The sequence below is a fragment of the Bacillus sp. FSL K6-6540 genome (genome assembly GCF_038007545.1).
On sequence record NZ_JBBOXH010000001.1, the window covers coordinates 4,849,193 to 4,871,098 of the forward strand.

The 21,906-nt window shown below is 53.3% G+C and carries 22 protein-coding genes; 7 read left to right on the forward strand and 15 right to left on the reverse strand.

From position 1 onward, the window contains the following. The first annotated feature begins 443 nt into the window (after nucleotides 1-443). The 5 genes from MHH82_RS21410 (at nucleotide 444) to MHH82_RS21430 (ending at nucleotide 4,283) form a co-directional block, all read left to right on the forward strand. The gene (locus MHH82_RS21410; protein ID WP_251497321.1) at nucleotides 444-1,472 is read left to right on the forward strand and encodes a glycosyltransferase; all 1,029 of its coding nucleotides are present in this window, start codon (nucleotides 444-446) and stop codon (nucleotides 1,470-1,472) included. Further along, the gene (locus MHH82_RS21415) at nucleotides 1,469-2,641 is read left to right on the forward strand and encodes a glycosyltransferase family 2 protein (protein ID WP_251497324.1); all 1,173 of its coding nucleotides are present in this window, start codon (nucleotides 1,469-1,471) and stop codon (nucleotides 2,639-2,641) included. The genes MHH82_RS21410 and MHH82_RS21415 overlap by 4 nt, the downstream gene beginning before the upstream one ends. Nucleotides 2,642-2,665: 24 nt before the next feature. Further along, nucleotides 2,666-3,676, forward strand: a complete 1,011-nt coding sequence (locus MHH82_RS21420; RefSeq protein ID WP_015736364.1) for a polysaccharide pyruvyl transferase family protein — start codon at nucleotides 2,666-2,668, stop codon at nucleotides 3,674-3,676. A gap of 13 nt (nucleotides 3,677-3,689) precedes the next feature. Further along, nucleotides 3,690-4,016 (forward strand): hypothetical protein, encoded by a 327-nt coding sequence (locus MHH82_RS21425; RefSeq protein WP_260871388.1) that lies wholly within the window; start codon nucleotides 3,690-3,692, stop codon nucleotides 4,014-4,016. 63 nt (nucleotides 4,017-4,079) lie between these two features. Next, on the forward strand, nucleotides 4,080-4,283 hold the full coding sequence (locus MHH82_RS21430; RefSeq protein ID WP_015736366.1) for a hypothetical protein: 204 nt from the start codon (nucleotides 4,080-4,082) through the stop codon (nucleotides 4,281-4,283). Between the two features lie 97 nt (nucleotides 4,284-4,380). Here the strand turns inward: MHH82_RS21430 and ftsY are convergent, their stop codons facing one another. The 12 genes from ftsY to MHH82_RS21490 all read right to left on the reverse strand — a co-directional run bounded on the left by ftsY (nucleotide 4,381) and on the right by MHH82_RS21490 (nucleotide 16,921). Then, nucleotides 4,381-5,382, reverse strand: coding sequence for a signal recognition particle-docking protein FtsY (gene ftsY, locus MHH82_RS21435; RefSeq protein WP_015736367.1), 1,002 nt, complete (start codon nucleotides 5,380-5,382; stop codon nucleotides 4,381-4,383). A 27-nt stretch (nucleotides 5,383-5,409) separates the two neighbouring features. Further along, entirely contained in the window at nucleotides 5,410-8,979 is a 3,570-nt protein-coding gene (gene smc / locus MHH82_RS21440) for a chromosome segregation protein SMC (protein ID WP_015736368.1), read from the reverse strand. 207 nt (nucleotides 8,980-9,186) lie between these two features. Then, nucleotides 9,187-9,885 carry a ribonuclease III gene (gene rnc, locus MHH82_RS21445; RefSeq protein WP_036663972.1) on the reverse strand — a complete coding sequence of 233 codons (699 nt, stop codon included), beginning with the start codon at nucleotides 9,883-9,885 and terminating at the stop codon, nucleotides 9,187-9,189. A gap of 12 nt (nucleotides 9,886-9,897) precedes the next feature. Beyond that, nucleotides 9,898-11,136, reverse strand: coding sequence for a beta-ketoacyl-ACP synthase II (gene fabF, locus MHH82_RS21450; protein WP_015736369.1), 1,239 nt, complete (start codon nucleotides 11,134-11,136; stop codon nucleotides 9,898-9,900). A 158-nt stretch (nucleotides 11,137-11,294) separates the two neighbouring features. Continuing rightward, entirely contained in the window at nucleotides 11,295-11,528 is a 234-nt protein-coding gene (gene acpP / locus MHH82_RS21455) for an acyl carrier protein (RefSeq protein ID WP_006211375.1), read from the reverse strand. Nucleotides 11,529-11,638: 110 nt separating this feature from the next. Further along, complete coding sequence (gene fabG / locus MHH82_RS21460; RefSeq protein ID WP_009594984.1) at nucleotides 11,639-12,388, reverse strand: 3-oxoacyl-[acyl-carrier-protein] reductase; 750 nt, start codon at nucleotides 12,386-12,388, stop codon at nucleotides 11,639-11,641. A gap of 46 nt (nucleotides 12,389-12,434) precedes the next feature. Further along, on the reverse strand, nucleotides 12,435-13,367 hold the full coding sequence (fabD, locus tag MHH82_RS21465) for an ACP S-malonyltransferase (RefSeq protein ID WP_340967816.1): 933 nt from the start codon (nucleotides 13,365-13,367) through the stop codon (nucleotides 12,435-12,437). Nucleotides 13,368-13,418: 51 nt separating this feature from the next. Further along, complete coding sequence (locus tag MHH82_RS21470) at nucleotides 13,419-14,408, reverse strand: beta-ketoacyl-ACP synthase III (protein ID WP_015736371.1); 990 nt, start codon at nucleotides 14,406-14,408, stop codon at nucleotides 13,419-13,421. 8 nt (nucleotides 14,409-14,416) lie between these two features. Further along, entirely contained in the window at nucleotides 14,417-15,403 is a 987-nt protein-coding gene (gene plsX / locus MHH82_RS21475; RefSeq protein WP_015736372.1) for a phosphate acyltransferase PlsX, read from the reverse strand. Nucleotides 15,404-15,427: 24 nt separating this feature from the next. After that, the gene (gene fapR / locus MHH82_RS21480) at nucleotides 15,428-16,039 is read right to left on the reverse strand and encodes a transcription factor FapR (protein ID WP_015736373.1); all 612 of its coding nucleotides are present in this window, start codon (nucleotides 16,037-16,039) and stop codon (nucleotides 15,428-15,430) included. A 142-nt stretch (nucleotides 16,040-16,181) separates the two neighbouring features. Continuing rightward, nucleotides 16,182-16,355, reverse strand: a complete 174-nt coding sequence (rpmF, locus tag MHH82_RS21485; protein WP_006211382.1) for a 50S ribosomal protein L32 — start codon at nucleotides 16,353-16,355, stop codon at nucleotides 16,182-16,184. Nucleotides 16,356-16,408: 53 nt separating this feature from the next. Further along, entirely contained in the window at nucleotides 16,409-16,921 is a 513-nt protein-coding gene (locus tag MHH82_RS21490) for a YceD family protein (protein ID WP_015736374.1), read from the reverse strand. Nucleotides 16,922-17,119: 198 nt separating this feature from the next. On the opposite strand from MHH82_RS21490, the gene MHH82_RS21495 reads away from it, so the two are divergent. Further along, entirely contained in the window at nucleotides 17,120-18,361 is a 1,242-nt protein-coding gene (locus MHH82_RS21495) for a nucleotidyltransferase (RefSeq protein WP_145037557.1), read from the forward strand. Here the strand turns inward: MHH82_RS21495 and MHH82_RS21500 are convergent. Continuing rightward, nucleotides 18,351-19,391: a SepM family pheromone-processing serine protease gene (locus MHH82_RS21500; protein WP_036664035.1), complete on the reverse strand. Its 1,041-nt coding sequence runs from the start codon at nucleotides 19,389-19,391 to the stop codon at nucleotides 18,351-18,353. The genes MHH82_RS21495 and MHH82_RS21500 overlap by 11 nt on opposite strands. A gap of 112 nt (nucleotides 19,392-19,503) precedes the next feature. On the opposite strand from MHH82_RS21500, the gene MHH82_RS21505 reads away from it, so the two are divergent. Continuing rightward, nucleotides 19,504-20,733, forward strand: coding sequence for a nucleoside recognition domain-containing protein (locus MHH82_RS21505; protein ID WP_015736377.1), 1,230 nt, complete (start codon nucleotides 19,504-19,506; stop codon nucleotides 20,731-20,733). Here the strand turns inward: MHH82_RS21505 and coaD are convergent. Next, nucleotides 20,711-21,226: a pantetheine-phosphate adenylyltransferase gene (gene coaD / locus MHH82_RS21510; protein WP_009595333.1), complete on the reverse strand. Its 516-nt coding sequence runs from the start codon at nucleotides 21,224-21,226 to the stop codon at nucleotides 20,711-20,713. The genes MHH82_RS21505 and coaD overlap by 23 nt on opposite strands. Further along, nucleotides 21,216-21,821 carry a 16S rRNA (guanine(966)-N(2))-methyltransferase RsmD gene (gene rsmD, locus MHH82_RS21515; RefSeq protein ID WP_015736378.1) on the reverse strand — a complete coding sequence of 202 codons (606 nt, stop codon included), beginning with the start codon at nucleotides 21,819-21,821 and terminating at the stop codon, nucleotides 21,216-21,218. Before rsmD ends, coaD begins: the two co-directional genes overlap by 11 nt. Between the last annotated feature and the right edge of the window lie 85 nt (nucleotides 21,822-21,906).

Below are 21,906 nucleotides of genomic sequence, written 5' to 3' on the forward strand. Positions count from 1 at the left end.
GCTTGAAATCTTATAGAGGTTCTTCAAAAAGTCATCATCTACCTTCATCCAACTGAAGCGTTTTGAATAAACGCACATCGGAAGCATAAGCTTCGGTGCTGAACACCTGACTTTTTGAACCCGACTTATACTTCATTATAAGCTCTGCCGGCATGCAAAATCCAGCGGACCCCCATATCGGCTTCTTTGCGGTAGGGACGCGTTCCGAACACAACAAGAACCTTCTTGGAATTCACGAACCATCACTCTCCCTCTTTTTATATGAAAAGACAGGATTGAAAACGTCATATTTTAAGCAATATATGGGAAGCTGATAGATTCGTTCCGGCCAGGGGAAAGCTTGTAGAAATCAACCATTTTTCAGCGATTCGGCGCATTCGTCCAATTCTATGAAGCTAGCAACGCATATATTATCCCGAGTACAAAAGAAAGGAGGAAACCTCTTGGCTGTCATCATTTATCCGAGAACGATGAACTGGTCGTACATGAAACAGAGACCGCAGCAGCTTATGGCGCAATTGGGCTCGCTTGGTCATCAGGTTTTCTTCGAAAACCTGGCCCCGCTCGATAAGGAGTTCAAAGAAATTGAACCGAATGTGTATCTGTTCACCGATACCAAAACGTTTCTGCACAAAAAGCTGCCTGCCCTCCGCAAAGAACATCCCATTGTCGTCTGGACCACCTGGTCTAAGCTCCGGACTCGCATTTCCACGCTTTTCAAGCCCGATATTACGATCTACGACTGCTGTGACGAATTTCCGCATTGGGCTAAATATGAACCGAAAATGATTGATGAGGCGGACCATGTCGTGTGTACCGCAGAGGTGATCCACACCCGGTTGTCCTTGGCTTATCCGGATAAACCGCTCACCCTGATCCCGAATGGAGCTGACTCTTCATTTTTTCATATTCCATACAGCGAAAGACCCGCCGATCTCCCTCCGGGTCCTGTTGTTGCTTATATCGGAGCCTGGGCATATTGGGTGGACCATGAGCTGTTCGCTAAGGCCGCCCTTCGGTTTCCGAACGTCCAATTCGTTTCCATTGGTGCTCCTTACGGCAGCTCCGGCGATTATTCGAAGCTACCGAACGTGCATATTCTCGGGGAAAAGCCGCACCAGGAGCTGAAGCGTTACCTTACTCATATCGACGTTGCATTGATTCCCTTCCAATACCATCCGATTACGCTCGCTACCAATCCGGTCAAAGCATACGAGTATATGGCTTCCGGCGTCCGGGTGCTGTCGACGGCACTTCCGGAATGCATTGCCATGGAGCCGCACGTCACCACAGCGACGACCCATGATGATTTCTTGGGCAAGCTGGCCGCCATGCTTGAGCGTCCGGATACGGCAGAGCACAAGCTCGCCCGCATAGCCTACGCCAGAGAGAACCGCTGGGTTGAACGCGGATTGAAAGCCGATCAAGTCATCCGGCAAGCCATCATGGACAAAAGCATGAATGCCCAGTGATCCCTTACGCCACGATCCGTACGCAGCCGTTCGGCTATAGGTCCACCGATGCCGCATCTTATCGTGAGCGGGTCATTCAGGAAGTATCAGGGACAGACCGCGAGTGGATTTTATGGAGCTGCAGGTTGTCGTTTACCCATCGGGGATCGTTGGCTCTGGTCCCAATGCCGCTTCATATACCGGACCATGTCGTCTGTATATGTATGAGCGGTGCCCCGATCTATTGGAGAAGAGCCTGGCTGCTTGCCGCCCTCGCCCGCTGGAATGACAAGCTTCCCGCTGCCAGATTTCTGCCTTATGATCTCCTGCCAGTCGATTCCAGCCTAACGTTACATCTGAAAGCTGCGCATCACCCACCGTATCAAAAGGAGCTGGAGTATATTCTCCCCATACTGTCTGCAACACGGAGGCAAGATAGCGCCTCTGACCCCGAAGGGGCTTTATCTTCCAAACCGCCTCAGCAGCCAGAAGTCTCCATTCTCATGAGCATTTATAACATGAAGGACACTTTAGGCTGGAGCATTCGTTCCGTATTGGCGCAAACGAACGAAAACTGGGAGCTCTTAATCGGCGATGACGGCTCGGAGGACGAAAGTCTGAAGGAAGCCTGCGCTTTTCATGACGGTCGAATACGGGTGATAACACAATCGCGTAACCGAGGAAAGGCGATCATGATGAATCGCCTGCTTACGGAAGCAAAAGGTCACTATATTCTGGAATTGGATGGGGATGATTGGCTGGCACCCGAAACGGTTGCTCTCCTATCCAAGGCGCTTGACAAAAATCCGGACGGGCTGATCGCCACGGGCAGATACGGATGCTGGGAACGAACCCGGCAGCTCGGTCCGTTATGGAGAAGGAATGTTGACTCCGGCAAGCTATATTCGATATACTCTCCGTCCTTCAATCGATCGCATGAACACGACCACCCGCTCGTTCCCCGAATGTACCGCAAATCTTCCCTGGTCGCCGTTGATGGCTGGCGGAATCGCGAGGATCGTTTCGGACGCATCTTCGAAGATATCGATGTGACCGCACGCGTTCTTAAACAAAGTTCGCCGATCTGTGTGGATGCGCTGTTGTATCATCGCGTCGTTTATGGCAGCAGCACCAGCCAACGAAGCCGCAGCCTCTACGAAGCCTGGTATCAGCAAACCATGCAGGGTTAGCGATTGAAAAGGAGGTGATACGTCATGCATATTGCCGCTTCCGGCTACTATGGAATGGGAAACTTCGGCGATGATTTGTTTCTTCACACCCTTCGACAAGTATTCCACGAACACCACGTCTATCCTTGGAATTCCCGACTGGATCCCCGTCAGACGGATGCCTTTATCATCGGCGGTGGCGATTTGATTACACCTTACTCGTTCAATTCGTATTACTTCCCTCCGCAGCTCAAAGGACAGCCTACCTGGGTCTACGGCGTCGGCATCGTCGATGCCTATCCGGAACACACCTGGCCTGAGGAGCAGGTATCCGCCTACCGGGAGATGATCTCCCAGGCAAAACGCGCAGTGTTCCGGGATGAGCGATCGTCGGCCATCGCCAAGCGGGCTGGCTTTCACCGAAACGTCGAAACGGCCCCAGATATGGTATTCGGCTACCGTCAGCCCGACATCCCGGTAAAACGATTCTCGAAGCGTCCAACGATTGGCGTTGTTGTGTTTTCCTATGAATCATTTCCGATGGACAACATGACCAAACTGCTGGCACATCTTATCGCCAAAGGCTATCATGCCGTTCTTATCCCGGTCATTCATCATCCGGGCAACCCGTACTCCGATTACAACACATGCCTGCAGTTACAGCAAAAGGTAAGGGAGCTAACGCCCGGCGCTTCCATTGAAACGCTGCCGTTTCTCATGGATATTGAGCTCACCTACAGTTTCATACAATCCGTGGACTATCTGATCTCGTTCAAGCTTCATCCTTCGCTGGCCGCTTTACGCGGAGGCAAACCCGTACTGGCGCTCAGCACCATGGGCAAAGTGCACAGCCTGCTGAGCTCTTTTCATCTCGGCCAATACTTTACGGATTACCGTCAGCCGCTTGATGCGCTGGTGGATAGAACCGAGAGCTTCCTTAAATACGGCCCTGGTCACGTGCAGCAGATGATGCCGCTGATCCGGGCAGCCGAGAAAAAAAGCACAGCCTCGCTCCTCGATTTAAAGAATCACATCGAAGAGCACAACCGTTGGTAATACAGAAAGGAGAATGAGTATGTGTTGCTTCCTGTTCTGCAGAAAGCTTGCCGGACGAGTAAAAAAACTAACGCGGCAGGTCGAGCTTCTAAGCCAGGAAACCAGTCAATTAACCGTTAAGGTGGAATCGCTGGAGAGCCAGGTGCTCACGGGGCTAACCATTAATCCGGAACTGACTCAGTATTTCGAAGTCCGCACCGGTCAACAGGTTAGAGTAAGCACAACGTTTGTCACCTTGGAGGGGATCGTTTTGGCCACCGCCGAAGACGGCGTTCAGCTTCGTGAAGCATCCGGTGACCTTGTGCTGATTCCATTCGCCAATATTACTTCCGTTCAGTAATCCCGCTTAGGGATGCTGAAGATCAGCTCCAAACTTTCATTTACGGCAAGGAGGTTAACCGATATGCGCTACGTGGATTGGCTTCAAGGATTTATCGGCTCGGAAACCGAAGTAACCGTGTCGGGAGATGTCATCATCGGCACGCTGAACAAAGTGGGCGAGGGAACCATCACCTTAAAAGTACCGCCGATCATCTATGGCCCGCCAACCGATACCGCCATCATCCCGCTTCGCTCGATTGAATTCGTTCGAATCGTCTCTTCATAAGAATATGTATGCATGGCTCTTGGACCTAACAGAACATGAAAAAGGACCGAAAGTATATCTTTCGGTCCTATCTTATACATATTCGACTATGCATGTTCTAGTCTTGTTGTTCTACAGCATTCTCTTCTTCTTTAATCAAACCCGCAAAGAGAGCATGCACAAACTGCTCCGAATCGAAGGTCTGGAGATCACCCATCTTCTCCCCCAAGCCCACCAGCTTCACCGGCAAATTCAGCTCTTGACGGATCGCGATGACGATTCCGCCCTTAGCCGTACCATCGAGCTTGGTTAACACGAGGCCGGTCACGCCACTCTTCTCGCCAAACAGCTTCGCCTGGCTCAGCGCATTCTGTCCTGTCGTCGCGTCAAGGACCATCAGCACCTCGTGCGGGGCACTTGGAATTTCGCGTTGAATGACGCGGAAGATTTTGTTCAGCTCTTCCATCAGATTCGTTTTGTTCTGAAGGCGTCCCGCCGTATCGCAGAGCAGGACATCCGCCTGCCGCTGCTTGGCAGCTTGAACCGCATCAAACATGACGGCTGCCGGGTCTGAGCCGGGCTGCTGTTTAATGACTTCTACGCCAACCCGCTCTCCCCATACCTCCAGCTGCTCGATCGCACCGGCCCGGAAGGTGTCTCCCGCTGCGAGCAAAACCTTCTTGCCCTCCTGCTTGTAACGATGCGCCAGCTTGCCAATCGTTGTTGTTTTGCCGACTCCGTTAACGCCCACGAACAAGATGACCGTAATACCGTCCGGATTCTCCCGCAGCTCGTTGCTGCTGTCATCCCGGAGAAGTCCCATCAACTTCTCGGACAATACCGGCTGCAAATCGGCAGCGTCTTCGATCCGCCGTTTTTTCACCTCGGCACGAAGATCGTCCATCAGATCCATCACCGTATTGACGCCGACGTCAGCGCCAATCAGAATCTCCTCCAATTCCTCGTAGAACTCCTCATCGATCTTTTTCCGGCGAATCACCAGGTCCGATACTTTCTCGATAAACCCCTTCCGGGTTTTCTCCAATCCGTCGCGGAACTGTTTTGTTACGTTTTCCGTTTTGCTGGAAATGCTCTCTTTTAACCTCTTAAAAAAGCTCATACGTACCCTCCATGTCGTTATGTTAAATTAGGCAATCTCCGCTTCCTCATTCTCAAGCTTGACGGATACCAGCTTCGACACGCCGCCTTCCTCCATCGTGACGCCGTACAGCACGTCCGCCTCTTCCATCGTTCCTTTGCGGTGGGTGACCACAATAAACTGCGTTTGTTCAGAGAATTCGCGCAGATACTGGGCAAATCGTACCACGTTCGCTTCATCTAGCGCTGCTTCGACTTCATCAAGCACGCAGAACGGAACCGGCTTCACCTGCAAAATGGCAAACAGCAGCGCCATAGCCGTTAATGCGCGTTCTCCGCCTGAGAGAAGCTGCAGATTCTGCAGCTTCTTGCCTGGAGGCTGGGCGACGATATCGATCCCCGTCTCAAGCAAACGTTCCGGATCGATCAGGATCAGGTCGGCTCGTCCTCCTCCGAACAGCTTCGTAAACACCGTGCCGAACTCGCGCCGGATGGCATCGAAGGTCTGCTTGAAGCGCTTGGACATTTCATCGTCCATTTCCTTAATGACTTGGTAGAGCGTTGTTTTTGCTTCCACCAGATCCGCCTTCTGCTCGCTCAGGAAGAGGTATCTCTCATTGACGCGCTGGTATTCTTCTATGGCCCCAAGATTGACGTCCCCCAGGGAAGTGATCGACCGCTTCAAATCACGCACTTCGTTCTGAGCGGTCGTGATGTCTTCCGGAATCGGATACCGCTGCTTGGCAAGCTCGTAGCTCAGCTCATAGTCCTCGCTTAACTTCTTCAATATATTTTCAAGCTCGACATCGAGCCGGTTTACCCCAATCTCGGTCTGGCGCAGCTGATCATCCACGGACCGCAGCTGGGTGCGCTGTTCCTTGGTTTCGCTCTCTTCCAGCTCCAGCTTCCGGCTTAGCGCGCTGCGTGCCGCCCGTTTGAATTCAAGCTGCTGCGTGGCTTCTTCCTTCTTCAGCTTGTACTGGTTCAGATCCTCGATCTGCTTCACGCTCTCGCTTTCGTTCTGACTTAGGTCTGCTTGAACGGAGGCCAGCATCGTGCGGTTCTGCTTCTGTTCCTTCTCATGGTTGTCCACATCCGACTGAAGGCGCTTGAGCTGCTCCTCCAGCGAGAAGGTTTCCTGATCCAGCTTTCCTTCGCGAACCTTGAGGTTCGTCAGCTGACTCTGAAGCTCTTCCTTCGCCGATTCATTGGCTTTCCGGGCAAACTCTGCAGCTTGGATGGCCAGATGGGTCGATTTCTCTTCTTCCTCCAGCTCAGACAGCAGCTTCTGCGCGCGTTCACGGCTTTGCTGAATTTCCTTGGCTTCCTTCTCTTGACTGCTCTTCTCTTCGCCTGCCAGCTCGGCTTGCTCGAGGACGTGCCGCAGCTCATGCTCAAGCTGCTTGCGGTCGCCCGCAGCCTGCTGTTCCTCGATCCGTTTGTCGTCTCCGGCTTTGCGAAGCTCGTCCAGCTTATCCTGAGATTCAATCATTTGATTCCGAACGCCTTCAATGCCCTGCTGGAGTTTCTCCAGCTGCTTCTCGGTTTCCGAAATTTCCTGATCGAGCTGCTCCAGTTGCCGTTTGCGCCCCAGCAGGCTGTTTGTTTTCTTATGCTGACTGCCACCTGTCATGGAGCCGCCTGCATTGACGACGTCTCCCTCTAGGGTGACTACTCGGAATCGATAGGAGAATCTAGCCGCAATCTTATTCGCTTGCTCCAGGGTCTCGGCGATAACGACATTGCCAAGCAGACTGCCGACGATGTTGCTGTATCTGGAATCATACTTCACCAGCTCGGAGCCAAACCCTACGAACCCGGCCTCCCCTTCCGCCAAGTGCCGGTCGGATGCCGATACGTTCCTTGGACGAATAACGTCCAAAGGCAGAAATGTCGCACGGCCTAACTGGCGCTGCTTCAGGAAGGAAATCGCCTGCCTCGACACGGATTCGTTCTCCATGACGATATGCTGAACCGACGCGCCAAGGGCGGTCTCCATCGCAAGCTCGAGCTTTTCCGGCACGCGAATAAGCTCGGCCACCGCACCATGGACGCCATGGAGCACGGATTTGCGCGAAGCCTTCAGCACTTCCTTAACGCCCAGCATAAATCCGTCAAAATCGTCCTGAAGCTCTTTCATGGTATCGCGCCGTGAAATTTGCGCTTCCCGCTTCTGCTCCCATTTCCGAAGGGCTCCCTGCGTCTCCTCCTGCAGTTTCTGCAGGGATTGATACCGCTCGCTTTCGCTGATGTAACCGCTGCGAAGGTCCGCAATTTCTTTGCCGAAACGTTCAATGCTTCGATCGATGCTATCTTTGCGACGAAGCAGATCTTCTTTCAGGGCTTCCCATTTGCCGGATTCCTCCTGCGCGCGGTTCATCCGCCGGTCGAGCGCTTCCTGCTGCTGGTCCGCATACCGGATTTCATTCCGCGCCTGCGCCATTTGGTTCATAAGCTCCAGCAAATTCCCCTTCAAGCTCTCTTCCTGCTGCTGGCTGATACCGCCGGTTACGCCAACCAGCTTCGCTTCTTCCGCCGACAGCTGATCCCGAACCTGGGTAAGCTCCTGCTGCAGATCCTGCAGCTTGCTCTTCATTCTCGCGAGCTCGCCTACTCGCTCTTCCAGACGATGATCGCCCGAGTGCAAGCTTTCTTCCAGCTGCTCGCGCGTACGTTCCAGGTTGCGGCGGCGTTCCTTGAGCACCTCGCCATAACCCTCGCTCTTCTCGAACAGCTCACTGAATTGAAGCAGCTGACTTTGCAGATCCTCAACTTCCTGCTCCAGCTGGCGAAGGGCCGATCGGTCACTCTCCAGCTTGGCATCATGCGCGGATACTACGGTGGATAAGGCAAGCTGCTCTTCCTTCAGCTGTTCAAGCTTGGCATTAGCCTCGCTCCATGAGGTATGTATCTGTTCGATCTGATACACATACAGCGAAATTTCCTTGTGCTTCAGCTCCTCCCGGAGCTCCTTGTAGCGAATCGCCTTCTCGGACTGCTCTTTGAGTGGTCCGATCTGATCCTCCAGCTCGGTGACCAAATCATGGATGCGAAGCAGATTTTGCTCCGTTTCATCCAGCTTGCGCACAGACTCTTTTTTACGAGACTTATATTTAACGATCCCGGAAGCTTCCTCAAAAATCCCCCGGCGATCTTCTGATCGTGTACTCAGAATTTCTTCAATGCGGCCTTGTCCAATGATGGAATAGGCTTCTTTGCCGATCCCGGTGTCCATGAACAGCTCTGTTATATCTTTCAACCGGCAGGACTGCCTGTTAATGAAATACTCGCTGTCCCCGCTGCGGTGCACCCGTCTGGTTACGGTCACCTCGTTAAAATCCAGCGGCAGCACATGGTCCTCATTGTCCAGCGTAAGGGAAACCTCCCCATAATTGACCGCTTTACGCGCATCGCTTCCCGCAAAGATAATGTCCTCCATCTTGCCTCCGCGGAGGGATTTAGCGCTTTGCTCGCCAAGCACCCAGCGGATCCCGTCGGAAATATTGCTCTTGCCGCTGCCATTCGGACCTACAACGGCCGTGATTCCTCGGACAAACTCCATCTCCGTCTTGTCGGCAAACGATTTAAATCCTGCTAACTCGATCCGTTTCAAAAACATATTCGAACTATCACCTCTCCTGCTATTGTACCACAAGTAGAATCGGCTTCACCGCCGTCTTTGGACGAGGCCCATCAACGTTATAAGCAGCTGTCCCCTTTAACAAAAGACAGACAACGAAAAGAGCAAAAAACAGTCATCCTATCCGGGTCCGGTCATCCGCTTGACTGCTCTTTGCTCTTTGTTTGTCATCACATCAGCGAAGCTTTAGGCATCCGCACGTTTCAGCTGCTTTAAGGCTACCGCCGCTGCCTGCTGCTCGGCTTCTTTCTTGGATCTGCCGCTTCCGCGTCCAAGACATTCGCTTCCCATGTATACCTCCGAGACAAACTCCCGCTCATGCGCCGGTCCTCGCTCTTCTACGATACGATATTCCAGTGCGCCCATGCCGTGATGCTGGGTCAGTTCCTGAAGCTCGGTCTTATAATCGCTCATCTGCGGTCGACCGTTGACGGTCACCGTAGGGAAGACGTGGTCGCTCAAAAACCGGCGAACCGCTTCCAATCCCTGATCCAGATAAAGCGCCCCCACAAATGATTCGAATACGTCCGCAAGAAGAGCCGGGCGGGTTCGACCGCCCGTCATTTCCTCTCCTTTGCCTAGCAGAACGTAACGTCCAAAGTCCAGACTTACAGCAAATTGCACCAGGGAGGGCTCGCATACGATAGCGGCCCGCAGCTTGGTTAACTCGCCTTCCGGACGGTCCGGAAAAAGGTTGTACAAGAATTCGCTGACCGTCAGTTCCAGAACGGCGTCTCCGAGAAATTCAAGTCGCTCGTTGTCCTGGCTCTGACTGAAGCGATGCTCGTTTACATAAGATGCGTGGGTAAAGGCCTGCTTCAGCAGCATTGCATTGCGAAACTGGATTTGAAGTTTATGCTGTAACTGCTTCAGATCTCCACTCAACACACTGTCCCCTTACTCGGCGTATTTTTTCAGGATAATCGTGGCATTATGCCCGCCAAACCCGAACGAATTGGACATCACGACATCCAAATCGGCTTTACGCGGGTGATTCGGCACGTAATCCAGATCGCACTCCGGATCCTGATCCTCCAGGTTAATCGTCGGTGCAATGGTCTGGTTCTTCAAGCTCAATCCGCAGATAACCGCCTCGACACCGCCGGCGGCCCCAAGCAAGTGACCTGTCATCGACTTGGTCGAGCTCACGGCCACTTTGTATGCATGGTCGCCAAGAGCCATCTTTACGGCCTTCGTTTCCGAGCGGTCACCCACCGGCGTAGAAGTCCCGTGAGCATTAATGTAATCCACGTCTTCCGGCGCAATGCCTGCGTCGCGGATCGCCATCTTCATGCAGCGGGCTGCCCCGTCCGGATCCGGCTCGGTAATGTGATGGGCATCGGCGCTAAGGCCGTAACCAACCACCTCGGCGTAGATCTTGGCTCCGCGTTTCAACGCGTGCTCAAGGGATTCGATGACGAGCACGCCGGCACCTTCACCCATGACAAAACCGTCGCGGCCGGTATCGAATGGCCGGCTGGCCTTCTCCGGCTCGTCATTGCGGGTCGACATTGCGCGCATAGCGCAGAAACCAGCCATCCCCGTCGGACGAATGGTCGCCTCCGCCCCGCCGCAGATCATGACGTCGGCATCGCCGCGCTGAATCAGGCGATAGGAATCGCCGATCGAATGCGTTCCGGTAGCACAAGCCGTCACTTGGGTGGTGTTCGGCCCTTTGGCTCCCAGATTGATGGACATTTGGCCTGAGGCCATGTTGGCGATCATCATCGGAATAAAGAAGGGGCTTACACGTTTCGGGCCTTTTTCCAGCAGGATGTTATGCTGATCCTCCCAGGTTCCCAAACCGCCGATACCCGATCCGATGGAAACGCCGACCCGCTCTGCATCGGCATTCACGCCGATATCAAGACCGCTGTCCTCCAGCGCCTTCGAACCAGCTGCCACAGCTAGCTGCACAAATCGGTCCATTTTGCGGGCTTCCTTGCGGTCCATGTAATCCTCCGGGTTGAAATCCTTCATGGACGCAGCGATCTGCGTGGTGTAATCACTCACGTCAAACGCTTCGATGCGGGATACCCCGGACTTGCCTTCCATCAAACTGTTCCAGAATGTATCAAGATCTTGACCAAGCGAGGTCATGACTCCCATTCCTGTTACAACGACTCTTTGTTTCAAACAGACTCACCTCTATGTGGACTGCCCGTCCATCTATGAAACCGTAAGGACTCAAGATGAACCAGAGCAGCAATAATCTATCACTTGTTAGAACTAAAGCTTTGATTGAATGTGGAGAAGTCCCGCCTTGCTAAAGAACGGGACTTAACTGTAATGACTTAGGTATGAGATTGTATGTAGTTTACAACTTCACCTACGGTCGTAATTTTCTCCGCATCTTCATCAGAGATCTCCATATCAAACTCATCTTCCAACTCCATCACCAATTCAACTACATCGAGAGAATCAGCTCCAAGGTCGTCTTTGAAAGATGCTTCTAATGTTACGTCGGCTTCGTCAACACCCAGGCGGTCGATAACGATGCGTTTTACGCGTTCCAATACATCGGACATCCGGCTCACCTCCTCTTGGTCATTATACGAGATATGACTTCAAATTGCCATAGAAGGCATTTGAAAACGATTTAGCGCCCGGCGCGTCAAGCGCCGGAACAGCAGCGGCTCTACATGTACATGCCGCCATCCACATGCAGCACCTGTCCAGTCATATAAGACGCGCTGGAAGATGCTAGAAAAGTCACAACGCCGGCAATCTCTTCCGGCTGGCCAAGACGGGCCAGCGGAATTCCGCCAAGCAGGCCTTCGCGCATGTCCTCGGGAAGTTCACGGGTCATGTCGGTATCGATAAATCCTGGCGCTACCGCATTAACCGTAATGCCACGGGAAGCCAGCTCCCTCGCGGCTGATTTGGTCAGGCCGATGACGCCGGCTTTGGCCGCGACATAATTGGCCTGTCCCGGATTGCCAAGCGCTCCGACAACGGAGGATATGTTGATAATGCGTCCATAGCGCTGCTTCATCATGGGACGCGTCACCGCTTTGAGGCAATTGAATACCCCTTTCAGATTCGTTTCGATCACCTGATCGAACTCCTCTTCCTTCATGCGCATGATTAGATTATCTCTAGTAATCCCCGCATTATTCACCAAGATATCAATTCGACCAAAAGTCTCTAAAACCTGCTTAACCATCGCATCGGCTTCCTCGGTCCGTCCGACGTTGGATTTAACCGCGATCGCCGAAACGCCCTTTGCGCGAATCGCCTCCACAACCTCGGTTGCGGCCGCTTCGCTTCCTGCGTAATTGACAGCAACGTTCGCGCCCAGATCGGCAAGTGCGAGGGCAATGCTCCGGCCGATTCCTCGGGAAGCACCCGTAACAAGCGCAGTCTGTCCTTTTAGAGCTTCACTCATACCTGTTCCTCCTTTCCAGAGTGATCCGGTTGGCATCAAAAGCTGTTTAAACAACCGTCTCCAAACTATTGATGCTCTCCAGACTATTCACATTAATGACTTTGACGGATTTGTCAATTTTCTTGATCAAACCGCTGAGAACGCTGCCGGGACCAATCTCAACGAAGGTGTCCACGCCTTGAGCGATCATCCACTCCACGCTGTCATGCCACAGCACAGGGGAATAGACCTGCTCCACCAGCAAACCGCGGATGGCAGCCGCATCTTCCACCGGACGCGCCGTCACGTTGGCAACCACCGGTACGGAAGGTGCGTTGAATGAAGCCTGCTCCAGTTTGCCGGCCAGACGCTCAGCCGCCTCCTTCATTAAGGAAGAATGGAAGGGGCCGCTGACTTCCAGCGGGATGGCCCGCTTGCCGCCGGCTTCCTTGACTCTTTCCGCAGCAGCTGCAACGCCTTGAGCCGAACCCGAGATGACGATTTGCCCCGGGCAGTTCATGTTCGCAAGCTCTACGACATGCCCCTCTGCCGAAATGCCCTTGCACAGCTCGGCCAGGGCCTCCCGGTCTGCGCCGAGAACGGCTGCCATGGCGCCTTGTCCTCCGGGAACGGCGGCTTCCATGTATTCGCCGCGTGCTCTAACGATCGACACGGCTTCTTCGAACGAGAGCACGCCTGCGCACACAAGCGCACTGTACTCGCCCAGGGAATGGCCCGCAACGTAATCCGGCACGATTCCTTTGCCGCGAATGGCTTCCAGATAAGCCATGCTGGTTGCGAGCAGAGCCGGCTGCGTGTTGACGGTTTGCTTCAAATCTTCATCAGGGCCATTAAAAATAATGGAGCTGAGCGGAAATCCAAGCTGAGCATCCGCGGTTAGAAATAAATCGCGTGCGGAAGGAACCGCATCATAGGCGTCTTTTCCCATTCCGACGGACTGAGCGCCCTGACCCGGAAATATAAATGCTGTTTTACCCAAAATCGTTGGCTCCCTTCTCTTCTTTCACTAGTCCTGTTAAATCCATTCGGTTTACCAGATGAGTACGGAGGAACCCCATGTCAATCCGCCGCCAAAACCAACCATCAGCACCTTGTCCCCTTCTTTCAGGCGGCCGGACTCCTGGGCTTCCACGAGCGCCAGCGGCACGGAAGCGGCCGAGGTGTTGGCATACTTGTCAACATTGATGACAACTTTCTCCTCCGGAAGCTCCAATCGCTCCATGGCCGACTTGATAATCCGGATGTTCGCTTGATGAGGAACGAATAAATCAATATCTTTTTTGTCGATGCCTGCTTTGGATAAGACGGCTTCCGTGGCAGTGCCCATGACCCGCACCGCAAACTTGAACACTTCGCGGCCGTTCATGTAAATGTAGTGTTTGTTGGTGTTAATCGTTTCAGCGGACGCCGGCAATCTCGAGCCGCCTGCCTCGATATGCAGATGGGCCCCGCCCGCGCCTTCCGCGCCCAGATCAAACGCCTGGAATCCGCGGCCTTCCGGCACTTCGCCGACGATCGCCGCTCCGGCGCCGTCACCGAACAGGACGCAGGTGTTGCGGTCGGTATAGTCGGTAATCCGGGACAAGCAGTCCACCCCGATAACCAGGGCGTTGTTGTACATGCCCGTTTTCACGAAGTTGGTGGCAGTGGCCAGGCCGTATACAAATCCCGAGCAGGCCGCGGACAGGTCAAATGCCGCTGCTTTCTTGGCTCCAAGCCGATCCTGGAGCAAACAAGCGGTCGATGGAAAGAACATATCCGGCGTAATGGTCGCCACAATAATTAATTCCAGATCCTCAGCCTGCATGCCGGCGGATTTCAACGCATTCACAGCAGCGTGATAAGCCAAATCCGAAGTCGCTTCGTTCGGCGCGGCAATATGCCGCTCGCGGATCCCCGTCATCGAGACGATCCATTCGTCGCTAGTATCTACCATTTTCTCTAAATCGCTATTGGATAAAATCTTTTCAGGTACGTATTTGCCTGTGCCAATAATACCGACCGGACGCAAATTGTTCATTTCCTCACTCACTTCCCGCTGATTTCATTCGAAATACTCTCTACCAACCGGTTCTGCAGCGCCGTACGCGCTTGACGAACCCCATTCTTGATGGCGTTCGCATCCGACGAACCGTGGCTCTTGACAACCAGACCGCCCAGACCAAGCAGCGGCGCACCGCCGTGTTCCTTATAATCGAGCGTCGATTTCAAGCTGCGAAGCTCCGGCATCATCAATGCGGCCGCCATCTTGGTCTTAAGGGACTTGCCGAACTGCTCCTTCAACAGCGAAAAGAGTGCACCGGCTGTTCCTTCAATCGATTTTAACAGAATATTGCCCGAGAACCCGTCGCAGACGAGCACGTCGCAAACGCCGTTCATGACATCGCGCGACTCCACATTGCCAACAAAATGAATAGGCAATTCCTCAAGCAACGGATATGCGTGCTTCGTCAATTCATTGCCCTTACCCGGCTCGGTGCCGACATTTAACAGCCCGACGCGAGGTTTGGCGATACCGTGCACCTTCTCGCGATACAGGCTGCCCATCAGAGCATACTGCTGTAAATGCTCCGGCTTCGAGTCCATATTCGCTCCGAGGTCCAAGGCGAGCATCCCCTTGCCGTCGAGCGTCGGAATCATAGGGGCCAGCGCAGGGCGCTCAATCCCTTTCATCCTGCCCACGACGAGCAATCCGGTCGTCATGAGCGCTCCCGTGTTGCCCGCCGAGATCATGGCATCCGCTTCGCCTTCCCGAATCATCCGCCCCGCCACGACCATCGACGCATCCTTCTTCCGGCGAACGGCCTTAACCGGCTCATCCTCCGCTTCGATGACTTCGCTCGCATGAACCACCTTCAGATTGGACGGCTTGTCCTTCAGAAGGGCTCCAATCCGGGCCTCATCCCCGACGAGGATGATCTCGGTGTCGCTCCATTCCCGTGCGGCAATCAGCGCGCCGTCGACGTTGCTCTGGGGGGCATTGTCCCCGCCCATCGCATCAACCACAATTCTCATGCCAAATTTCCTCCCTCACTTATGTCATTCTCCTGCAGATCGGTAGATTACGAAATTCCCCTGAAACACCATTTCATCAGCGACATAAGTAAACACTTCCACCTTGGCCTTCCCCTTCTGGCCGGCAATGGACCTGACGTAGGCTTTGGCAATGCATTTCTCGCCGAGGCGCACCTGTCTCAAAAACCGTATATCCGCTGAAGACGTCAATGCGATTTCTTCATTGATCACGGCAATGGCAAGCGAATTGGCCTGAGCGAACACATAATGTCCGCGGGCAATCCGCGTTTTGCTGAAAACATGTTCCTCACGGATTTCAAATATCGATATTCCGCTCTTGTCCAACTGCAGGTCAACGACATCCCCGATCACCTCTTCAAGCGACAAGGAACGAACCTGGTCATAGGAATGCTCCGCCATCTGCTTCATTCGCTCACGGAGCTCCGGGATGCCCAGTTCCATACGGTCAAGGCGTATCGTTTGAATGCTTACTTTAAGCTGGCGAGTCAACTCGCGGTCCGTAACAAAGGGATTCTCGTCGATCAGCTGAATCAGCCGCTGGTGACGGTCTTTCTTGGATAAACGATCGATGACGAAACAACTCCTTCTGCCGCTATGGTAGCCGCCAATCTTCAAACATACTTATATGTAAATTAGTCGCAAATATTAGAACCTGGTACTAATGTTAAGTATAAATCATGTCACGTTAAAAAGAAAGAGGGACTTGAGACAAAAAAAATAGCACCTCACCAAAGATGAAGTACTACTTATTTAGAAACTATTGTTTGATGATCTCTCTTGCTTTATACGTTCCGCACACTTTACATACGCGATGAGCAAGCTTCAATTCACCACATTGCTCGCATTTCACCATGCCTGGCACAGCCAGCTTAAAATGAGTACGACGCTTGTCACGACGTGTTTTGGACGTTCTACGTTGAGGTACTGCCATGTTCCCACCTCCTTATCAATTCAACCCGCTGAACACGGGTGCCATATCCATCATCATTTAAAGAAGTCCTTCAGTCCGGCTAGCCTAGGATCGATCACTTCCGTATCGCAGTCGCAGGTGCCTTCATTCAGGTCCTTGCCGCAATTCGGGCAGAGTCCCTTGCAGTCGGCTTTGCAAACCGGAGCTAGCGGCAGGTGGAGCAGAAATGCTTCTTCTACATAGGGAGTGAGATCCACACTCTCACCCTGCACGTATGTAGTATCGTCATCCTCATCCTGAACAACAGATTCAGGATCTTCCACCGGCTGGAATACTTCATGAAAAGGGATGTGCACATGCTCGCTGATCGGCTTCAGGCAGCGGGAGCAATTCATCTCCAGCTCGCCTTGCAATCGTCCGCGAACATCCACCGAACCGGTAACCGACGGAGTTGCTTTCAAATCCACGTCTAATGGCTTAACCGCAACAATATCCTTCCGGTCCTTAATGGCATTGCTTACATCCACGGTTTGATGGAACTGTAACGGTTGATCGCTGGTTGTCAATTTACGAAATTGAATTAGCATATCCATCACTCCAAACAAACAAAGATTATTATACCGATTCCCAGAGAGTTTTGTCAACAGGATAACCCTAACAACCTCTATATTGTTACCCGATATTTCTCTTCATACTACCAGAATTATAACACTCCCGGGAGGGGCGCTTATTGTTGCAGGAACGTCATGCAATTATGTTATATTCTAATCAAGGAGTTGAAACGAATGAAAACGGTTGGCATAGTCGTTGAATATAATCCCTTACATAACGGTCATGTACTGCATTATCGCAGTTCCAAAGAAGTATCAGGGGCAGATGCCGTCGTCGCGGTGATGAGCGGTCCGTTTCTCCAGCGCGGCGAACCTGCCATCGCTAGCAAGCGCGCTCGGGCGGAAATGGCCCTTGCCATGGGAGTTGACCTGTGCCTCGAGCTGCCGGTAACCTATGCCGTGCAGCCTGCGGAATGGTTCGCGTTCGGTGCGGTAGCCATTCTGGAAGCTACGGGCGTCGTGGATTGCCTTTCCTTCGGATCCGAAAGCGGGACGCTGGAGCAAATCCTGCCGTTGTCCCGTTCGCTCGCAAACGAATCCGGCGAGCTTCGATCCGAAATCGAAAAGCGCCTCCGGGAAGGCATGAACTTCCCATCTGCCTACGGCGCTGCCGCCGCTGTCCTTTTCGGTGAATCCGGCCCTGCAACGGCAACGGCAGAGCTGCAAGAGCTGCTCACGCAGCCGAACAACTCCCTGGGGCTGCACTATCTGATCGCACTCCAGCGCCTGGGCAGCCGCATTACGCCCTATACCATTCCAAGAGTAAGCGCACATTACCACGATCCGCTGCCGGGAACGTCATCCATTGCCAGCGCAACCGCCATCCGGAACATGATTCTGTCACAAAGCTTGGAAGCGGCCAGACCCTATATGCCGGAATTCACGTACGACATCATGGAACGGGAAATCAAGAGCGGACTAGCTCCGGTCCATTGGGAGCAGTTTCGCCAGCCGCTGTTCCAAGCCCTGCTCACGCATACACCCGCTCAGCTTGAAAGCTTCCTCGAAGTAACCGAGGGCTTGGAGCATCGTGTTCAGCGCTCGCTATCGCAGCTGGAACAGCCGACGGTTGACGCCCTTCTGGAAGCCTTGAAGACCAAGCGCTATACGCGTACCAAGCTTCAACGCATGCTGATGCACATCATGCTGAATCATGACAAGGCATCGATGAATCGTGAAGAGCTCGCCAAAGGTCCGGGATATATCCGGGTCCTCGGCTTCAGCGAGACGGGGCGTTCGCTGCTGAAACGAATGAAGCGAAGCGCTTCACTCCCCGTCATTCATCAGCCGGCTAAGCTGGAGCATCCTCAGCTGGAGCGTGACTTGGCGGCAGCCGCCGTCTATGCTAACGGGCAACCTAGGCCCCAAATCCGAAACTACTACAGCGATTACCTGCTGCCGCCGCTCACCCCTTAGGCGGCAGCTCCTCCAAATAATCCACGGCATCCTGCAGGTCCTCGACCGGGATCAGCTTCATATCCGTTTTGATCCGGTCCGCGCGCTTCTTGGCTTCATCATAATTTTTTTGAGGCACAAAAAAGATATCGGCTTCCTTCCGGTCGGCAGCCACGATCTTGTGCTTCACGCCGCCAATGGGGCCAACGGCGCCTGATTTATCGATGGTACCCGTTCCGGCTACCCGGTAACCCTTGCTTAAATCCCCGTCGGTAAGCTGATTATAGATCTCAAGGGTGAAGATCAGTCCGGCTGACGGTCCTCCGATGTTGGTATCCGCAAAGTGAATGGTGTGATCGGGATCGGCCGGCTCCACATTCTGCATCGTGGCAATCATGACGCCTAATCCCGGACGCTCCGCGCCGGTCTTCTCATCCTTAATGCTTACAAGCTTTACCTGTTCCTTCACGGTTTTTCCTTTGCGTTCAAGCTCCACGGAAACCTCTTCTCCGATGCTCTTCCCGCTTAACAGGCTGGCAATCTTCTCATTATCCTCTGCAGGCTGCCCATCGATCTTGATCAATTTATCGCCAGGCCGAAAATGCTCGGCATTGGCCGAATTCTCGGAGATCGACATCACGAATACGTAAGCGGGCTCGATGCTGTAATCGATTCCGGCTTCCTGATAAGCGGCTTCCATCGCGGAAGACTGCGAAGAGTTCATATAATACACTTGCGTGGCCGCATACTCGTCCTTGCTCTGATCGCCCATCTTTTCGGCCTTCTTCACGACCTCTGCATTAGGATTAAACGCAGACAGCATTAACAAAGCCATATTGGCATAGCTTGCCGACACGGTAGTCATCATGAACGTACCCTCTTCCGCCGGATCGCCCTTCTCGACATTGATCATGGGACGAACCTCTTCGGCACTCCCGGGCTGGTATACAAGATAAGGGGTCGGCATATAAACGACAACGTACAGCATGACCCCGACCAGCAACAAATACAGCGCAATTTTTAAGCCATTCGGTTTTACAGACTTCTTCATGGTTTTCCTTCCCTCCGCCTCATATATCCAGCCTTCCACCAAGTTTGGTCTGACGGTTGTCTCCTCTGCATAAAGTTGTACTAGCCATGTTTACGCCGAAAGGAGATTCCTTATGAATAAAGACAACGCCGTCAAGTCATCCAACGGACTGTGGAACACCATTCTTCTCGGTGCCGCCGCGTTCCTGCTTGTACTGGCCGTCGTCAGCGCGCCCGAACCCGCCTTCCAAGCCACCCTGCAAGCACTCAAGCTGTGGTGGAATATCGTATTTCCATCATTGCTGCCTTTTCTCGTGCTGGTGGAAATACTCATCGCTTATGGCTGGGCCCACGGGGTTGGCGTACTGCTGGACCCTATGATGAAAAAAATATTCAAACTCCCCGGTACTGGCGGCTGGGTTCTTATAACAGGAATGACAGCCGGGTTCCCGGCAGGCGCTCAGGCCGCGGCCGGCATGCACAAACAAGGCGAGCTCCGTGCCGTTGACGCCGGCAGGCTTGCCGCTTTGGCCCATTTTTGCAATCCGATGACCATCCTCGTTGTCATCGGAACCGGCCTGCTGCATAAACCGGAAGCCGGTTATCTGCTGCTGATCGTCCACTGGATATCCGGCCTGCTGGCCGCATGGACATTCAGTCTATTCAGCAAATCTCCCTCTGCAGAAGCCGGGAAGCAAGGCGCACCCGTCGATAATGCCCGGATGAACGAATGGGCGAAGCGTCCGATTCTTCGACGGGCAGCCTCCGCCGCGCTGGACGCCCATCGACGGGATGGGCGAAGCTTCGGCAAACTACTTGGCGAATCCGTTACCCGTTCGGTACAGACCTTAATGATGACAGGCGGTTTTATCTTGTTCTTCGCCGTTCTTACTAGAGTATTGACCGGCCAGCTGCTGCCCCAGCTTCCATCCTATCTTGTGCCCGGGATATTGGAAGCCCATCTGGCCGCCCAATCGATCAGCTCCTCGGTGTTTCAAGCAGGGGCTCTGCAGCTGGCAGTCCTGTCGGCCGCACTGGCATGGAGCGGAATCAGCGCCCATCTGCAAAGCCTGTCGCTGATGCGGGAAGCCGGTCTCTCCTGGCGTTACTTTATGGCAAAGCGATTCCTGCATTCGATCCTCGCCTTTGTCATTACATTGGCCATATGGAAACCGGTCAGCACCCTTTCCGTGGGCATCGTGCCAGCATTCCGAACGGAACCGATCAATCATGGCGATACGGAACAGTTCTTCAATTTTTGGAGCGGACTGCCTTCTTTCCTGCAGGTTCAAGGCATGATCTGCTTGTTATTAATAGCGGCTTTCTGGCTATGCTCCCGTCTTATCGGGCGTGATCCCCGCTGAATTTGCGGCGCAACGCCGCATCGACCTCGGGGCTGACCAAATCTGTCGTGTCGCCGTTAAAATGCGCGATTTCCTTTACAAGACTGGAACTCAAGAACGAATATTTCGGATGCGTCATCATAAAGATGGTCTCCGCATCCGGATTCAGCTTATGGTTGGTGGATGCCAGCTGAAGTTCATATTCAAAGTCGGTCACGGTCCGGATCCCGCGTACGATGACCTGCGCATTCTTCTGACGGATATAGTTCGCCAAAAGGTCGCGGAAGCTGTCGATTTCCACATTCGGCAGATGAGCGGTCGCCTGTCTCAGAAGGTCCTTCCGCTCGTCCACCGTGAAGAGCGGGTTCTTGCTTAAATTATTGAGTACGGCCACGATCAGCAGATCAAACTGCTTCGAAGCACGTGTGATGATGTCCATGTGTCCCATGGTGACCGGATCAAAACTTCCCGGGTATACGGCAACGCGGTATGTACTAGTATTCTCATTTGTCATCGTGTAATTCCTCCTCATCAAGCTCCGTCGCTTGATCTTGCGCTGTGTCATAACGATATATCGATACGGCGGTTTCTCCGTATTTCGCGGTTCGGATACAATGAAAATCGCCAAATTCCTCAGCATAATTGTAACTTGATTCGTATTCCAATACCACCAGGGCTGAATCCTGCAGCAACCCTCGCTCGGCCATATCCAGCATCAGTTCATCGCCGTTCTTGAACCTGTACGGCGGGTCCAAGAAGACCAGATCGAAGCCATAGCCTCGCTTTTCAAGCGCTTTAAGCGCCCGTGCCGCATCGTTGCGATATACCTCTGCGCTTTCCTCAAGCCGGGCCGCTTTCAAATTATCCTTGATCGTGCTAATGCTTTTCGGTTCCACATCAACAAAAACAGCACGATCCATCCCCCGGCTTAACGCCTCAATGCCAAGGCCTCCCGTGCCTGCGAACAGGTCAAGCGCGATTCCTCCCTCAAAGTAAGGGCCGATCATACTGAATATGGATTCTTTCACTTTATCCGTCGTCGGACGGGTGCTTGTACCCGGCACGCTTTTGAGCGGCCGGCCTTTTGCACTTCCGGATACTACTCTCACTGCTTCATTCACCCGTTTCATTATCTATAAATTAGATGCCCAGACAACGCCATGGACAGTGATTATCGTAACACAATCATCCCAT

Bases quoted from the DNA above. Each gene is read 5' to 3' on its own strand.
- acpP (WP_006211375.1), bottom strand. From the start codon at position 11,528: ATGTCCGATGTATTGGAACGCGTAAAACGCATCGTTATCGACCGCCTG.
- smc (WP_015736368.1), bottom strand. From the start codon at position 8,979: ATGTTTTTGAAACGGATCGAGTTAGCAGGATTTAAATCGTTTGCCGAC.
- MHH82_RS21470 (WP_015736371.1), bottom strand. From the start codon at position 14,408: ATGAACAATTTGCGTCCGGTCGGTATTATTGGCACAGGCAAATACGTA.
- plsX (WP_015736372.1), bottom strand. From the start codon at position 15,403: ATGAGAATTGTGGTTGATGCGATGGGCGGGGACAATGCCCCCCAGAGC.
- MHH82_RS21430 (WP_015736366.1), top strand. From the start codon at position 4,080: ATGCGCTACGTGGATTGGCTTCAAGGATTTATCGGCTCGGAAACCGAA.
- coaD (WP_009595333.1), bottom strand. From the start codon at position 21,226: ATGACAAATGAGAATACTAGTACATACCGCGTTGCCGTATACCCGGGA.
- MHH82_RS21425 (WP_260871388.1), top strand. From the start codon at position 3,690: ATGAGTATGTGTTGCTTCCTGTTCTGCAGAAAGCTTGCCGGACGAGTA.
- fabG (WP_009594984.1), bottom strand. From the start codon at position 12,388: ATGAGTGAAGCTCTAAAAGGACAGACTGCGCTTGTTACGGGTGCTTCC.
- rpmF (WP_006211382.1), bottom strand. From the start codon at position 16,355: ATGGCAGTACCTCAACGTAGAACGTCCAAAACACGTCGTGACAAGCGT.
- MHH82_RS21505 (WP_015736377.1), top strand. From the start codon at position 19,504: ATGAATAAAGACAACGCCGTCAAGTCATCCAACGGACTGTGGAACACC.
- ftsY (WP_015736367.1), bottom strand. From the start codon at position 5,382: ATGAGCTTTTTTAAGAGGTTAAAAGAGAGCATTTCCAGCAAAACGGAA.
- MHH82_RS21420 (WP_015736364.1), top strand. From the start codon at position 2,666: ATGCATATTGCCGCTTCCGGCTACTATGGAATGGGAAACTTCGGCGAT.
- MHH82_RS21490 (WP_015736374.1), bottom strand. From the start codon at position 16,921: ATGCTAATTCAATTTCGTAAATTGACAACCAGCGATCAACCGTTACAG.
- MHH82_RS21495 (WP_145037557.1), top strand. From the start codon at position 17,120: ATGAAAACGGTTGGCATAGTCGTTGAATATAATCCCTTACATAACGGT.
- MHH82_RS21500 (WP_036664035.1), bottom strand. From the start codon at position 19,391: ATGAAGAAGTCTGTAAAACCGAATGGCTTAAAAATTGCGCTGTATTTG.